This window comes from Flavobacterium aquariorum (assembly GCF_003254745.1).
Taxonomy (GTDB): Bacteria; Bacteroidota; Bacteroidia; order Flavobacteriales; family Flavobacteriaceae; genus Flavobacterium; species Flavobacterium aquariorum.
Genome location: NZ_QKXH01000006.1, coordinates 238,824 through 254,047, shown reverse-complemented (window position 1 = coordinate 254,047; position 15,224 = coordinate 238,824). Strand labels below are relative to the sequence as shown.

The 15,224-nt window shown below is 33.4% G+C and carries 12 protein-coding genes; 10 read left to right on the top strand and 2 right to left on the bottom strand.

All coding sequences use genetic code 11. The features are described 5' to 3' along the window. The first annotated feature begins 165 nt into the window (after positions 1-165). The 7 genes from DOS84_RS11275 (at position 166) to DOS84_RS11245 (ending at position 8,995) form a co-directional block, all read left to right on the top strand. Positions 166-843: a response regulator transcription factor gene (locus tag DOS84_RS11275; RefSeq protein ID WP_111410218.1), complete on the top strand. Its 678-nt coding sequence runs from the start codon at positions 166-168 to the stop codon at positions 841-843. Next, complete coding sequence (locus DOS84_RS11270) at positions 836-2,101, top strand: sensor histidine kinase (protein ID WP_111410217.1); 1,266 nt, start codon at positions 836-838, stop codon at positions 2,099-2,101. Before DOS84_RS11275 ends, DOS84_RS11270 begins: the two co-directional genes overlap by 8 nt. A 65-nt stretch (positions 2,102-2,166) precedes the next feature. Then, the gene (locus tag DOS84_RS11265) at positions 2,167-2,586 is read left to right on the top strand and encodes a PepSY-like domain-containing protein (RefSeq protein ID WP_111410216.1); all 420 of its coding nucleotides are present in this window, start codon (positions 2,167-2,169) and stop codon (positions 2,584-2,586) included. Between the two features lie 153 nt (positions 2,587-2,739). Next, complete coding sequence (locus DOS84_RS11260; protein ID WP_111410215.1) at positions 2,740-3,762, top strand: YncE family protein; 1,023 nt, start codon at positions 2,740-2,742, stop codon at positions 3,760-3,762. A 28-nt stretch (positions 3,763-3,790) separates the two neighbouring features. Continuing rightward, a complete protein-coding gene (locus DOS84_RS11255; protein WP_165830424.1) occupies positions 3,791-5,029 on the top strand; it encodes a TolC family protein in 1,239 nt (412 codons plus the stop codon). Positions 5,030-5,033: 4 nt separating this feature from the next. Next, complete coding sequence (locus tag DOS84_RS11250; RefSeq protein ID WP_165830423.1) at positions 5,034-5,957, top strand: efflux RND transporter periplasmic adaptor subunit; 924 nt, start codon at positions 5,034-5,036, stop codon at positions 5,955-5,957. Beyond that, positions 5,954-8,995, top strand: a complete 3,042-nt coding sequence (locus DOS84_RS11245; RefSeq protein WP_111410212.1) for an efflux RND transporter permease subunit — start codon at positions 5,954-5,956, stop codon at positions 8,993-8,995. Before DOS84_RS11250 ends, DOS84_RS11245 begins: the two co-directional genes overlap by 4 nt. Positions 8,996-9,127: 132 nt before the next feature. Here DOS84_RS11245 and DOS84_RS11240 read toward each other — a convergent pair whose 3' ends face one another. After that, complete coding sequence (locus DOS84_RS11240; RefSeq protein ID WP_111410211.1) at positions 9,128-9,892, bottom strand: phosphatase PAP2 family protein; 765 nt, start codon at positions 9,890-9,892, stop codon at positions 9,128-9,130. 96 nt (positions 9,893-9,988) lie between these two features. Continuing rightward, positions 9,989-12,445, bottom strand: coding sequence for a TonB-dependent receptor (locus tag DOS84_RS11235; RefSeq protein ID WP_111410210.1), 2,457 nt, complete (start codon positions 12,443-12,445; stop codon positions 9,989-9,991). Between the two features lie 249 nt (positions 12,446-12,694). Here DOS84_RS11235 and DOS84_RS11230 point away from each other — a divergent pair, with 249 nt between their 5' ends. The 3 genes from DOS84_RS11230 (at position 12,695) to DOS84_RS11220 (ending at position 14,858) form a co-directional block, all read left to right on the top strand. Continuing rightward, positions 12,695-13,111: an EamA family transporter gene (locus DOS84_RS11230; protein ID WP_100844436.1), complete on the top strand. Its 417-nt coding sequence runs from the start codon at positions 12,695-12,697 to the stop codon at positions 13,109-13,111. Between the two features lie 145 nt (positions 13,112-13,256). Continuing rightward, positions 13,257-13,547 carry a helix-turn-helix domain-containing protein gene (locus DOS84_RS11225; protein WP_111410209.1) on the top strand — a complete coding sequence of 97 codons (291 nt, stop codon included), beginning with the start codon at positions 13,257-13,259 and terminating at the stop codon, positions 13,545-13,547. A gap of 60 nt (positions 13,548-13,607) precedes the next feature. Continuing rightward, positions 13,608-14,858 (top strand): type II toxin-antitoxin system HipA family toxin, encoded by a 1,251-nt coding sequence (locus DOS84_RS11220; protein ID WP_111410208.1) that lies wholly within the window; start codon positions 13,608-13,610, stop codon positions 14,856-14,858. Positions 14,859-15,224: the final 366 nt, after the last annotated feature.

Here is a 15,224-nt window from a genome sequence, read left to right as displayed (position 1 = left end):
TGGGGAATACCTGGCAAGACATTATAATTGCTTGCAAAAGAAACCTTCAATTCTGAATTCTTTCTGAATTCTTACTGAATTTACATTTCTTAAAGACATTTAAACAAAGCATTTCATTTATAACAATATTCAGTTTTTCTTCAAAATTGATTTGTAAATTGCACTATGAAAATTCTAATTATAGAAGATGAGCAGGAAATTGCTCAAAGTATTAAAAATTATTTTAAGACTAATGGCATTCATTGTGAAACCGCTGAAAATTATGCCGTAGCCCTTATAAAAATTGAGAATTATGACTACGATTGTATATTGTTGGATTTAATGCTTCCTGATGGCGACGGATTTGACATTTTGAGAGAATTAAAAAACAAAAACAAATCCGAAGGTGTTATCATTATATCAGCAAAAGAAACTTTAGACACCCGCATTGAAGGTTTTAATCTTGGCGCAGATGATTTTCTGACAAAACCATTTCATCTTTCAGAACTTTTAGTCCGAATGCAGGCACTCATCCGTCGCAAGAATTTTCAAGGAAATAACAGTATTATTTTCAATGAAATTAATGTTGATATTTTATCTAAAACAGTAATTGTCAATAACCAAAAACTGGATCTGACCAAAAAAGAAATAGATTTACTGCTGTTTTTAATTGGCAACCATAATAAGGTTTTATCCAAAGGTGCAATAGCAGAACATCTTTCCGGCGATATGGCTGACATGCTCGACAATCATGATTTTATATACGCCCATATAAAGAATCTAAAAAAGAAACTCCATGCTGCCGGAAGTGGCGACTATATAAAAACAATTTACGGTTTAGGATACAAATGGGAAAATGAGTAATAAAAAACTACTTCAAAAAACAACTGGCAGCTTTCTTATCTTTGCTGTTATTACGCTGTTAATAGCAGCACCATTATTTTATTTCATCAGCCAGAGGCTTTATATTCATGAAACTGATGAAGTATTGCAGTTCCACAAGGGCGCATTTGTTAAAGAAATCCATGCCGATTTTACAGAAAAAGATATTAAATCCTGGCACAAATACAATCATAATATAATGATTTTTGCTGATATGGGAGTAAATAAAGATTCCATTGTTGACAAAATGTTATTTGATTCTATTGCTAATGACAAAGAACCATTTCGTGTACTTTATGCACCGGTGGATATCAATGGCAAACGATATACTTATACAGAAAAGATTAATCTTGTCGAAATGGAAGGAATGGTGATAAATGTAGCAGTTATATTTCTGTTTATGATTATTATGCTGCTTATCGGAATCATTGGAATATCCAAAATAACTGCTGCAAAAATTTGGAAACCTTTTTATAACACACTAATTCAAATAGAGGATTTTGAAATCGATAAAAGCAATCCTCCTCTTTTTATACCCACCGATATCGATGAATTTGATCGACTAAATAAAAGCCTTGAAAGACTTATTGAAAAAAATACAGTCATTTATAAGAACCAAAGAGAATTCGTTGAAAATGCCGCACATGAATTACAAACTCCGTTAGCACTGTTTCAAACCAAAATTGACACTTTGCTTCAATTGGAACTGAATAAAGAACAGCTTTCTGTGGTAAGTTCACTCAATAATGATGTTTCCAGGCTTAACAGACTTAACAAAAACCTATTGTTGCTTTCTAAAATTGATAACGAAAGATACCTTGGAAAAAGCACCATTATTTTAAATGACTACATCGAAAGACATCTGGATTTTTTCACGGAACAGGCTGAAGCAAAAAACCTCCGCATTATAACCGAATTCACCTCTACCCTTACCATTAAAGGAAATCCTGCCTTGTCAGAAGTGTTAATCAATAATTTATTTTTGAATGCTATTCGGCACAATGAGAAAAATGGAAAAATAATCATTCGTACTCAAGACAACCAATTGACATTCCTCAATACAGGACAATCTGCACCATTGGCAATCGAGAAATTATTTAATCGTTTTTCTAAAATAAATCCTTCCTCTCAAGGAAATGGCCTTGGTCTTGCGATAATCAAAAAAATTGTCGAAATCAATCAATGGGAAATCAAGTATACATTTGAGAACCAATTACACAGCTTTAGCGTTAAATTTTAAAAAATTCAAACTTCCTACAGAATCGGTTTGCAACTTTGATTTTTATAAATTTAAAATTAACAGCGATGAAAAAATTAATAATGATTATCTCAATTGTATTGGTTTGCAGTTGTGCATTTGCAAAAACTCCACCTGACTCAGTAAAAAAAGCTTTCGCTAAAAAATTTCCTACTGCAACAAAAGTGAGTTGGGGAGTTGAAGGTCCAAAAGAATGGGAAGCAGAATTCACCTTTGAAGGAAGCAAGATTTCTGCTAATTTTTCAGACGATGGAACCTGGCTGGAAACGGAAAGAGAGATTAAAGCTGTCGATTTACCAAAAGCAGTTTTAGAATCTGTAAAATCAAAATATAGTGATTGGAAAATTGTTGAGGCGGACAAAACTGAAACTTCTAAAAACGGAACTATTTATGAAGTAGATTTAAAAAAAGGCATGAAAAGTAAAAGCCTTGCTTTTAAAGAAAACGGCATGTCCATAAAAGAATAATTTTTCCTTTTTTTTAATGAAATAATATACCCATAAACAGTTGATCTTGCATCTAACTACAGTACAGTAATGTTTCCATTTTAAGTAGATTTAAAATAGGATGATAACTCGTTCGTGTAAAATTAAATATAATTAACTTCTGATTTTTTTAAAATGAAAAAAACAATATTATTGTTTCTGATTATTGCTTTTATTTCTAATAGTTATAGCCAAACGTATAAAGTATCACAAAAAATAAATGTTTCAGGTGATGAAGGCTGGGATTATCTGGCCGTTGATCAGGTGAATCAGCATTTATTTGTTTCTCACGGAAGCATTGTCAATGTTATCGATTTAAAATCCAATAAAACCATAAATACAATTCCAGATACCAAAGGAGTTCACGGCATTGCAATTGCCAATGATTTGAACAAAGCATTTATCAGCAACGGAAAAGACAATTCGGTTACCATTGTCAATTTAAAAACATTTAAATTAATCGATAAAGTAGCCATCGAAGGCCAAAAACCCGATGCAATTTTATATGATCAGTTTTCTAAAAAAGTGTTAACCTACAATGCCAAAAGCAATGATGCAACGGTTATTGATGCTAATACAAATAAGATTATAAAAACTATTCCATTGGGTGGGAAACCTGAATTTTCGGTAACTGACACCAAAGGTTTGATTTATGTTAATATTGAAGATAAAAACGAAATTAAAACTATAGACGCAAATAAATTAGAAGTTACAGCATCCTGGAGTATTGCTCCGGGAGATGAGCCTTCCGGATTGGCAATAGATCCGGAAACTAACCGATTGTTTTCGGTTTGCAGCAATAATTTGATGGTTATTGTGAATCTATCAAACGGGAAAATTATAAAAACATTACCCATTGGAGAAGGTTGTGATGGTGTTGTATTTGATCCCGAAAAGAAACTTATTTTTAGTTCAAATGGCGAAGGAACAATTACAGTTGTAAAAGAAGAAAATGCGAATACCTTTTCAGTTCTTGAAACAGTAAAAACGCAAAAAGGGGCCAGAACAATTGCGTTGAACAAAACTACGCATCAATTGTATTTGCCTACTGCAGATTTTGGCATAAAACCTGAACCGACAAAAGAGAATCCACAGCCTCGTGCAAGTCTAATACCTAATTCCTTTATGGTTTTGGTTGTTGAAAATAATGCCAAATAGTTTTAAAAAAATTATGCAAACTTATTCTATGAAATTAATGATTTGCCTCATTTTTGTTTTGCTAAGTATAAGGTCTTTTTCGCAAGAAAAAGACTTACGCTATTTTATTGAAAAGGCACAAACCAATTCGCCTTTAATTTCCGATTTCAACAACCAAATAAGTTCTGCTGCTATAGATAGTTTATTGAGCAGATCGAACTATAAACCTCAAATATCCGCAAACCTAAATGCAAATTATGCTCCGGTTATAAACGGATATGGTTATGATACCGCTATAACTAATGGACAATCCGTATCTGGTTTGGTAGGGATTAATCAAAAAATAATTGGTAAGAATATTGCAAACTCACAGGCGGAAAGCTTCAAAATTTTAAAAGAGAGTTTGATTTTAAATAAAAGAATCGCTCTCAAAGATTTGAATAAAGTAATCATCGACCAATATATTACAGCTTACGGAAGCGCCGAACAAATAGTCTATAATCAAAAAATGATTACACTGCTCAATAACGGTGCTAATACACTGAAAAAGTTAACCCAAAATTCTATTTATAAGCAAACCGATTATTTAATTTTTCTTTCAACGGTAAAGCAACAAGAATTACAAGTTTTGCAACTCAAGCAACAATATCAAAATGATTTAGGAATACTGAATTATTTGTCTGGCGAGACCGATACCACTTTTGTGAATTTGACAAAACCGGATATTAACTTAAAAACGATTTCAAATCCTGAAAGAACTATTTTCTTCAAGCAATTTGAAGTTGATAGTCTGAAAATTGTCAATCAAAGTAAGCTAATTGATAACGTATATAGGCCAACATTGGCCTTGCTTGGCGACGCGGGTTATTTATCCAGTTTTGAGTATCAGCCATATAAAAATTTTGGTTTTAGTGTTGGATTAAGTTTGTCAATTCCCATTTATGATGGAAATCAAAGATCATTGCAACATCAAAAAAACGAACAGGCCATAGCCACTAATTTGGCTTATAAAAGCCATTTCAATAAGCAATACCAACAACAATTGCTGATGCTTAATCAGAAATTGAAGCAAACGGTGGATACCGGAAACCAATTGCAATCTCAACTTCAAATAACCGATGCACTTATAGAAGCGGACAAGAAATTATTGCTGTCCGGTGATGCCCAAATCACCGATTTTGTTATTGCAATTGGAAATGTTATAACGCTCAATAATTTAGTTTCCCAAAACAGAATCAACAAACTGCTGCTTATTAACGAAATCAATTATTGGATTTCTAATGACTAACATAATGAAAAAAACATTTTCTATCTGTCTGCTAATTACAGTTTTTTTTATTTCCTGTAAAGATAATCCATCCGTCGAAACGCCAACAGATGTTCGCGTTCCTGTAACTTTAACCTCAATTGATACCACAGATCTGCAAAGTTATATCGACCTAAATGCAACGGCTACTTATTTGGTGAAAAATGTCATTAAAGCCAATACAACGGGCTATTTGAATTCTGTAAATGTGGCAACCAATGATTTTGTAGCCAATGGTCAGGAATTATTTTCGATAAAATCACGTGAGGCCAAAGTGCTAGGGAATTCCATTAATAAAATAGATCCAACTTTGGGCTTTGGCGGAGCAATTAAAGTACTTTCGAACACCAGTGGAATTGTGACGATGGTCAATGTGCAGCAAGGCGATTATGTGCAGGATGGTGATGCTTTAGTGACTATAAATGATTCTAAAAGTTTTGCAATTGTTTTGAGTTTGCCTTTTGAGTTAAAAAAATACATTTCGGTTGGTCAGCAGTTAAGTGTTGTTTTACCTGATGATTCTACAAGAATGGCGACAGTGCAAAAATTTTCTCCTACAGTTGATGCCACTTCGCAAACCCAAAATGTGATTTTGAAAATAAATGGTAAACAAGATATTCCAGAGAATTTAATTGTAAAAGTTCGGGTAAATAAAGCGTCTGATTCTAAAAGTATTTCAGTACCTAAAGCAGCTGTTTTGAGTGATGAAACTCAAACCAATTTCTGGATAATGAAGATGATTAACAACAACACTGCTATAAAAATCCCTGTAAAAAAAGGAATTGAAACCGAAGACAAAGTAGGAATACTTTCTCCGAATTTATCAAGTAAAGATAAAATACTGCTAACGGGTAATTATGGAGTTGGAGATACAATAAAAGTCAAAATTGTTAAAAACGAATCAAGATGAATACTTTTTTTGTCAAACATAAAAATGGTCTGAGTTCCATTATTTTCCTTATAATTTTGGGCGGTTTTTTTGCTTATTCTAAAATGCAGACCAGCTTATTTCCCGAGATTACCTTTCCAAAAATAAAAATCATTGCCGATGCAGGCCAGCAGCCTATCGACAAAATGATGATTACCGTTACAAAACCACTGGAGAATGCTATAAAAAAAGTCCAGGATTTAAAAACCATTCGAAGTACAACAAGTAGAGGAAGTTGCGAGATTTCGGCTTTTATGGATTGGAAATCTGATATAGATTTGAGCAAAACAAGAATTGAAGCACAAATCAATCAGATAAAAAATAACCTTCCTCCGGATACACAAATTACGGTCGAGAAAATGAACCCATCAATTCTTGCCGTAATTGGCTATGCCATTGAAGGAAAAGGAAAATCGGCCATTGAACTCAAAAAAATTGCCAACTTGACCATTAAACCTTTTTTATCCCAAATAGAAGGTGTTTCTGAAATTAGAATTATTGGCGGTAAAGAAAAAGAATACTGGTTAACCTTAGATTTTGATAAAATGACTGCTCTGGGCATTACGCCAAATGCCATTACTCAAGTAATGAATGAGACAAATTTTATTAAATCTAATGGATATTTGGCTGATTACCGCTTTCTCTATCTAACGATTACTGATGCGCAAGTCGATAAAAAAGACGAATTAGAAAATCTGGTTATTCGCAACAACGGAAAAGGTATTGTTACTCTAAAGGACATTGCCTCGGTAGAAATTCGGGAAGCCAAAGAATATATAAAAGTAAATGCCAATGGTAAAGAAAGCGTCCTTGTAGCAGTTATAAAACAACCCAATTCTAATTTGATTTCACTTTCGAGTGCTATGAATGATAAGGTACAAGCTTTAAAAAAAATCCTTCCAAGCGGTATTAGTATCAAGCCTTTTTATGAACAAGCTAATTTTGTAAATGATGCTGTAAAAAGCGTTACAGATAGTTTACTCATTGGATTATTTTTAGCCATGATTGTTGCCGTTTTATTTTTAAAATCGGTGAAAGCCAGTGCCACAATTCTGATAATTATTCCCGTTACTTTGGGTCTCACCCTGATTGTTTTGTATCTCACGGGACAAACTTTCAACATTATGACACTTGGAGCAATTGCTGCGGCTTTGGGTTTGATTATTGACGATGCAATTGTAGTTGTCGAACAAATTCATAGAACTCATGAGGAACATCCAGATGAACCCACTGTTATTCTTTTGCAAAAAGCAATTCACTATTTATTCCCTGCAATGGTGGGTTCATCGATAAGTACCATCGTTATTTTTTTTCCATTTGTATTAATGAGCGGCGTGGCAGGCTCTTATTTTAAGGTGTTAACAGATACAATGATTATTACTTTGGTGTGTTCCTTTTTTGTGACATGGTTGTTACTGCCTGTAGTTTATTTATTGCTTTCCAAAAAAGAAAAAGTAAAAACAGTGACTGAGAAACCAAGCGAAATCCACGAAGTAAAAACTCAAAACTGGGTGGCTTATTTCATTGAAAGACCAATAATCAGTATTGCTTTTTGTGTTGTTTTACTACTTTCAATTATACTTATAATACCCAATTTAGAAACTGGTTTTTTACCGGAAATGGATGAAGGCAGCATTGTTCTTGATTATGAAAGTCCTCCAGGCACATCATTGGAAGAAACGAACAGAATGCTCAATGAAGTAGAAAAAATTATAATTCAAATTCCGGAGGTAGAAGCCTACAGCCGAAGAACAGGTACCCAAATGGGATTTTTTATTACCGAACCCAATTTTGGTGATTATTTAATTCAGTTAAAAAAAGACAGGAACAAAACCAGTAATGATGTTATTGATGAAATTAGAGCAAAAGTAGAAGCATCGCAACCTGCTTTACGTATCGATTTTGGTCAGGTTATTGGTGATATGTTGGGCGATTTGATGAGTTCAGTGGCACCGATAGAAGTTAAAATTTACGGAAACAATCAAGCTGAATTGCACAAAATAGCAAAACAGGTTACTGCTATTGTTGAGAAAGTAAAAGGAACTGCCGATGTTTTTGACGGAATTATTTTGGCAGGACCATCGATAAACATAACGCCCAAATATTCCCAATTGGCACAATTTGGAATATCGCCAACTGATTTGCAATTTCAACTGCAAACCGCATTAGAAGGAAATGTTATTGGTAATTTATTAGAAAATGAACAAACAATTCCCATTCGATTAATTTATCCATACTCTGAAAAAAGGAGTCTAGAAGATATTAAAAAACTGCAATTGTTCTTACCTACAGGACAACCTGTACCCATTACTAGTCTTGTAGCTATAAATCTGCAAAAGGGAGTGGCCGAAATAGAACGAGAGAACCTTCAAACAATGAGTGTTGTAACGGGTAGATTAGATAATCGGGATTTAGGAAGTGTGATGCAGGAAATTAAAACCAAAGTGTCAAATAGTATTCATCTTCCCAATGGATATTATATCGAATATGCTGGAGCTTACAAAGAACAACAACAGTCTTTCAAAGAACTATTAATGATTTTAATAGCTTCCTCTTTATTGGTTTTTGGTGTTATTTTATTTTTATTCAGAAATTTTAAAGTAGCAATAATTATAGTTTTGATCTCTGTTTTAGGAATTTCCGGAAGCTATATTTTGCTTTTTTTAACTGGAACAGCTTTAAATGTCGGAAGCTACACCGGAATTATTATGATTGTTGGAATTATCAGTGAAAATGCTATATTTACTTTTTTACAATTCCGGGAAACTTTCGTGATTACCGCAAATGTAAATCAATCATTAATTTATTCTATTTCAACCAGATTACGACCAAAATTAATGACTGCTTTAGGAGCTATTATCGCTTTATTACCTTTGGCAATAGGAATTGGAACAGGATCAGAATTGCATCAGCCACTGGCTATTGCTGTAATTGGCGGTTTTATATTCGCTATGCCTTTGCTCTTAGTAGTATTACCGAGTTTATTGTGCTTTGTTTTTAAAAATGAAAAGCACTTATAATATGTAAGATAATTCAATATCCACAAAATAAAAGGATTCAGATTAATTTATAATTATAAAAAAATCTAATGTTTTTACAATCCGGTAAAGATCCAGAAGGAAATAAAATTGATACTGTTAAAATAAGTGTTATCAGAATTGCATCACTAAACCGCAACCCAATTGTTTTCCGTTGTAATAAGGCATTATCATCGAAGAAACCTTGTTTTCTTTAGCTTTAGTTCTGAAAAGTTTTCTATTGACGTAAGGATAAATCCAGTACGCCACTTTCGTACTTAGTATTCCTATCCCCGCTCCAGCAGCCACATCGGTCAGCCAGTGTCTATTATTGACAATTCTAAAAATACCCGTCCCTGTAGCCACAATATAGCCGCTTATTCCATACCAAACGGACTTATCTTTGTATTCCTGCCAAAGAAACTCAGCTCCGGCAAAAGCAGTCGCAGTATGCCCGGAAGGAAACGAATTATTAGAAGAACCATCTGGTCTTTCTACCTTGGTAATATCTTTTAAAGCAAGAACTGTAACACTCATCATAAGATACGAACTTGCTAAAATAATTGATCGGTCTTTAAGGTTGTTTTTTCCTTTATCTCCAAATGCGTTTAGTGCATAAACAGCTGCCGCTGGCGCGTATTGTGCAAAGTCATCAATCGTAACCTTGTTATCGATATGCTCATTCACTTCTTCTTGGATCTCAGAGTTAAAACTTTTGAGCTGATCACTGTTAAGACCTATAAATCCATACCCAATTAATACACCCGGAATAATTAATTGTTTATAATTAAATTTCAAATTTTGTACTGTGTCTTTCACCACAATGGTATCTGTTACACTGTTTTGTGCTATTAAAAAATGAGTTGACAGCAATGCTGCGAGTACACACAAGTATTTCATTATAAAAATTTTAAAATCAACACAAAGTATAAAATCAATTCTGAATTAATTCTGTATTTTGTGCTAATTGATTTTATTTAAAACCGTTTTCTATCCTTAAAATGCCGGTTCCGGCTGTCCATTACTTTCATTTGATTCTCCTTTTTTGAATTCAAGCTTTCCAAATTTATAACTAAAGGAAATACCGAAAGATTGAACAGGCACTTCCTTAACATTTAATTGATTAAAACTTTCTCCATAACTGGTTGATCTTTGATTCAGGTATTTACTAAAAGGATTAGTCATTGTGATTCCTACGCTTGCATTTTTATTCAAAAACTGTTTTCTCATAGCTATATTGTAAAGAAAAGATGCCGGGCGTTCTCCTCTTAGATTTTTCTGAGAAGACCGATAGTTTCCAAAAATTTCCCCCATCATAGTGGGTTGAAACTGATAGCTTAAATTTAAATTAGCCCTATAGGCAAAACCACTGACACTCCCAAGACCGGGTGTTGTATTGGTTCGTTCTCCAAATTCAATAGTTGATCTTAAGTTTAATTTTTCATATACCGATATTGACCCAAAAATACTTGCTCCAATATTGGTTTGAGAACCAATATTATAACGTTGTGTCAGTGTTACATCCGCATAATCAGTTCCATTAATGGTTAGTGTAGAATGAAATGTTGTCAGAGGCTGAATATCATCTGTATTATAGCGATAATATCCTGAGAGATATAGATTTACTCCGTTTTTGAAATTTTTATTGTATCCAAATTCATATCTGTTACTTATTTCAGGTTTCAAAAAAGGGTTCCCAACACTGATGTTATGAGGGTCACTAATATTAAAAAAAGGATTAAGCTCTTCATAATCAGGTCTTTCTATACGATAATTATAAGCAAACTTTATAGAGTTATCATCACTAAACTGATGTTGAACAGTAAAGGATGGAGCAAAAATATTATAATCAGGTATAGTAACTCCAACAAAATTAGCTGTAGTATTGGTACGCTCATAACGCAAGCCCGCATTACCCAATAAAAAATTACTAAATAAAGAAAAAGTGCTTGATAAATAAGCTGCATAAATATTGCGCTTATATTTAAAACCATAAGTTTGCCCCTGATTATTTACATAAGAGCCATCAACAGCTAAAGTATCGGTAACCACATTATTATTTATATCCTCTAATGCTATCTTGGATCCGATATCTAATGTAAATCCTTTAACAATAGGTCGCACAAAATCTAAAGACAACTCTACTTGATGATCTTGGCCCGGATTAGTGCTTTGCAGTCCTGATGTAGAATAAGCAGCGTCTTGATAACTGGTTTGTTGTCCTGCACCATTGGCACTTCTGCCATAACTGGAAGTAACTAATACATTTAATTCCTGATCTTCTTTTTCAAAAGCTTTTTTATAACCTAAACTCCAGTCGGTTGCTTTATTTTTAAAATTACTGGTAGCATTTCTTTCACTGATTATCTCTGAAAAAATTGTTCCGTCAGATAAAGATGATATTTGATTTTGCGATATCATTCCCGATGTATTATTTGCAAAATAATTGTAACCCAAAGTAGCCGTTAACTCATTTTTTTCAGTTATGCTCCAATTAAAATTTACCCCTGTTTGATACCCGCTTCTTGTAAAAGGACTCACCCCATTTTGATACAATCTGTCAATACTATCCTTAGCAATATTGTATGATACACGGTCGCTGGAACTTTTTGTTATTGTCTTTAATTGTTTGTTGCCACTAAAATAAATGCCAACCCCAAAATTTCCTTTGCGTGCATTTAAATTAAATGAACCATTTTCCAAACGCGTACCTGCTGATAAATTAATGCTACTGTTAATTCCTTGAATTTTACTTTCCTTCAAAACAATGTTTATAATTCCTCCCGTACCCGAAGCATCATATTTGGCCCCTGGACTTGTAATAACTTCTACACTTTTAATCTGACTTGCAGGTATGGACTGTAATGCTTCTGAAACACTCGCTCCAAATATACTGGATGACTTTCCGTTAATTAAAAAACGAATATTAGTATTGCCTTGTAATTCTACATTGCCATCAATATCAATACTGACCATAGGAATCTTTTTCAAAACATCAGTGGCAATTCCCCCCTGACTTGTAAGATCATTGGAAGTATTGTAAACCATTTTATCAATCTTATTTTGCAGCGTTGCTGTCTTTGCAACTATTTTTACTTCATCAAGTTCATTGGACGATGAGACAAGTAAAACATTGCCAAGATTTACTGCTATAGCTGTAGATTTTATGATTACAGAATTTAAGACTAACGTTTGATAGCTTATAAAATCTATAGTGATACGATAGTCGCCATTTAAAAGATTATCAATTGAAAAAACACCATTTCGATCTGTGCTCAAATCATAAAAAGCGCTGGTCTCTCCTATTCTATAAATACTGACTATTGCCATTTCTATAGGTAATTTTGTTTCGGAGTCAATCACTTTACCGGTGATTTTGCCTTTTACAATAGACAATTGTGCAACAGCTGTAAATGAGAACAAAAGAAAAAGGCTTATTATAAAATAACGCATATCAAAAATTTATGACGCCAAAATAATACAGTAAATCTGAATTTATCCTGAATAAGTAAACTCCTTTTACTTATTCAATGTTGAAATAACATTTTAAATAGCATGGAATCATTTCAAATTCCATTTATTTTTTTTTGATTAACAACATGAAAACTACAAATATTTTAATACCCTAGTAAAAAAACTAAAACTTAGTCTTAAATTTAGCCAACCATTTTATGATGTTAAGTTAAATTTAAAAATAGAATTATGTGGTGGATATTTGCTTTACTTTCTGCTTTCTTCGCGGCGCTCACTGCGATCTTTGCTAAAATAGGAATCAAAGGAGTTGATACCGATTTAGCTACTGCTATTAGAACTGTTATAATTCTAATCCTGGCCTGGGGAATTGCCTTTTTTAGAGGAGGTACCAATACTATTCATTTATTAACAAAGCAAAATCTGATTTTTTTATGTTTATCAGGAATAGCAACCGGACTCTCGTGGATATTTTACTTCAGAGCTTTACAAATTGGAAAAGTTTCTCAGGTAGCGCCAGTTGATAAAATAAGTGTTGCAATCGCTATAATTTTATCAGTATTTTTTTTGAATGAAAAGATAAGTCCTCTTGGAATTATAGGTGTTGTTATGATCATTGGAGGTACTATTATAATTATATACAGTTAAACCAATAATTCTTAAAAACAGCAATTAAAACAAATAGTCATAAAAAATCGAACAGTCCTAGCTTTTAAAGATAAAAAAACACAAAAATGTTTGTTATTATGAACATAAATACTATTTTTGTTCATAATAATGAACATTTAAAACAATGAACAGAAAAAAACAAACCGTTTTTCCTAAGCACCAAATGACATTAGAGCAGATGGGAGAAAACATAAAACTAGCTAGGAAAAGAAGAAAGCTAACTGCTGTTCAGGTAGCAGAAAGAGCAGATATTGTTAGGACTACTTTATATCAAATAGAAAAAGGTAATCCTAGCGTTGCTATTGGTGCTTATTTTAATGTGCTAAGAGTATTAGGGCTTCAGGATGATTTTTTAAAACTCGCTGCAGATGATGAACTGGGAAGAAAACTCCAGGATCTTGAACTCTTAAAATAATAGTGTCATAATGAGTACAGTCAATTAAACCCTAACCATCAAAAACCAAAACCATTCCTAATGTCCACCAACAAAACCGACATATACGTTTACGCACATTGGAAAGAAATGTCTGAACCAAAAATCATTGGTATACTATCGGCACAACAAGCCAAAAGTAAAAAAACATTCAGCTTTAAATACGATAACGAGTGGCTTAAATCAGAACAAAAATTTATACTCGACCCGGACATTCAATTATATGGTGGTCCACAATACCCAAACCAGAAAGAAAACTTTGGAATATTCCTAGACAGCATGCCCGATACTTGGGGACGTACACTAATGAAACGAAGAGAGGCTCAGTTAGCAAGAGAAAATAATGAAAAACCTAAAACGCTATACGATATTGATTTTCTTTTAGGAGTATACGATGAAAGCCGTATGGGAGCATTGCGTTTTAAAACAAACCCCGAAGGAGATTTTCTGGACAACAATAAAACAGCTTCTACTCCACCATGGTCATCCATTCGTGAATTGCAAAACGCAGCGGCTAATTTTGAAAATGACGATGATAATGATGAAGTAAAAAAATGGTTATCCGTTTTAATGGCACCCGGTTCATCATTAGGTGGAGCAAGACCAAAAGCCAATGTCTTGGATGCCGATAAAAGTCTTTGGATTGCCAAATTTCCATCTAAAACAGATACAACAGATAAAGCAGCTTGGGAATTCCTAGCCTATCAACTGGCAATAAATGCCGGAATAGAAATGGCTCCCTGTCGTATAGAAAAAATAATGGGTAACTACCACACCTTTTTTACAAAACGTTTTGACCGGGAAAACGGAGAAAGAATTCACTTTGCTTCTGCAATGACCATGACAGCGAATAATGAAGATATAATTCGTGACAATCACGCAAGTTATCTGGACATTGCTGAATTCATAAGCAATTATGGCACAAACATAGAAGCAAATCTACACCAGCTATGGCGCAGAATAATCTTCAATATTACCATTTCTAACACAGATGACCATTTAAGAAATCACGGATTCATACTAACCAAGGAAGGCTGGATACTATCCCCGGCCTATGACCTGAATCCCTCTATCGACAAAGACGGTTTAGCCTTAAACATAGACACCGATAACAATGATCTTGATTTTGAATTGGCAAAAAAAGTCGGAGAATATTTTCGTCTAAACAAACAACAAATGGAAACCATTATACAGGAAGTGCTGAAGGTAACAAGCAACTGGAGAACAATAGCTAAAGAGATAGGGATCCCCAGAAGCGAACAAGAATTGATGGAGAAAGCATTCCACGTTTAGATATTTAACAAGAGTAATTATGATTCAAGACAACATCAAAGAAATCCAAAACATAATTAAACCATTTAAGTCTAAATGGAAGAATCATTAAGATGTTAAAGCGTTAGAAGCTAAAATAAATTGGAATGCTTCAATATTTTTTTCAAAAATCATAATTAAAGCTAAAGCGTCTGACTATTATTGGTCAAAAGATATATAGTTAGTTTTTCCATTGATTACAATTCAAAAAACAATGCTGCAATCGATATTAATAGTTTAATAGATAGGCATTGGATTCGTGAAGTTCTTGGTCTAATCAAATGCCTGATGCATTCAGAAAAATCACTTATGATTTTGAACAAAAACAAGTCTACAAACAAGAGCTGA

Excerpts from the sequence above, each read along its gene's own strand:
- DOS84_RS11240 (WP_111410211.1), bottom strand. The coding sequence starts at position 9,892 with ATGAAATACTTGTGTGTACTCGCAGCATTGCTGTCAACTCATTTTTTA.
- DOS84_RS11275 (WP_111410218.1), top strand. The coding sequence starts at position 166 with ATGAAAATTCTAATTATAGAAGATGAGCAGGAAATTGCTCAAAGTATT.
- DOS84_RS11220 (WP_111410208.1), top strand. The coding sequence starts at position 13,608 with ATGTCCACCAACAAAACCGACATATACGTTTACGCACATTGGAAAGAA.
- DOS84_RS11245 (WP_111410212.1), top strand. The coding sequence starts at position 5,954 with ATGAATACTTTTTTTGTCAAACATAAAAATGGTCTGAGTTCCATTATT.
- DOS84_RS11265 (WP_111410216.1), top strand. The coding sequence starts at position 2,167 with ATGAAAAAATTAATAATGATTATCTCAATTGTATTGGTTTGCAGTTGT.
- DOS84_RS11250 (WP_165830423.1), top strand. The coding sequence starts at position 5,034 with ATGAAAAAAACATTTTCTATCTGTCTGCTAATTACAGTTTTTTTTATT.
- DOS84_RS11255 (WP_165830424.1), top strand. The coding sequence starts at position 3,791 with ATGAAATTAATGATTTGCCTCATTTTTGTTTTGCTAAGTATAAGGTCT.
- DOS84_RS11270 (WP_111410217.1), top strand. The coding sequence starts at position 836 with ATGAGTAATAAAAAACTACTTCAAAAAACAACTGGCAGCTTTCTTATC.
- DOS84_RS11235 (WP_111410210.1), bottom strand. The coding sequence starts at position 12,445 with ATGCGTTATTTTATAATAAGCCTTTTTCTTTTGTTCTCATTTACAGCT.
- DOS84_RS11225 (WP_111410209.1), top strand. The coding sequence starts at position 13,257 with ATGAACAGAAAAAAACAAACCGTTTTTCCTAAGCACCAAATGACATTA.
- DOS84_RS11230 (WP_100844436.1), top strand. The coding sequence starts at position 12,695 with ATGTGGTGGATATTTGCTTTACTTTCTGCTTTCTTCGCGGCGCTCACT.
- DOS84_RS11260 (WP_111410215.1), top strand. The coding sequence starts at position 2,740 with ATGAAAAAAACAATATTATTGTTTCTGATTATTGCTTTTATTTCTAAT.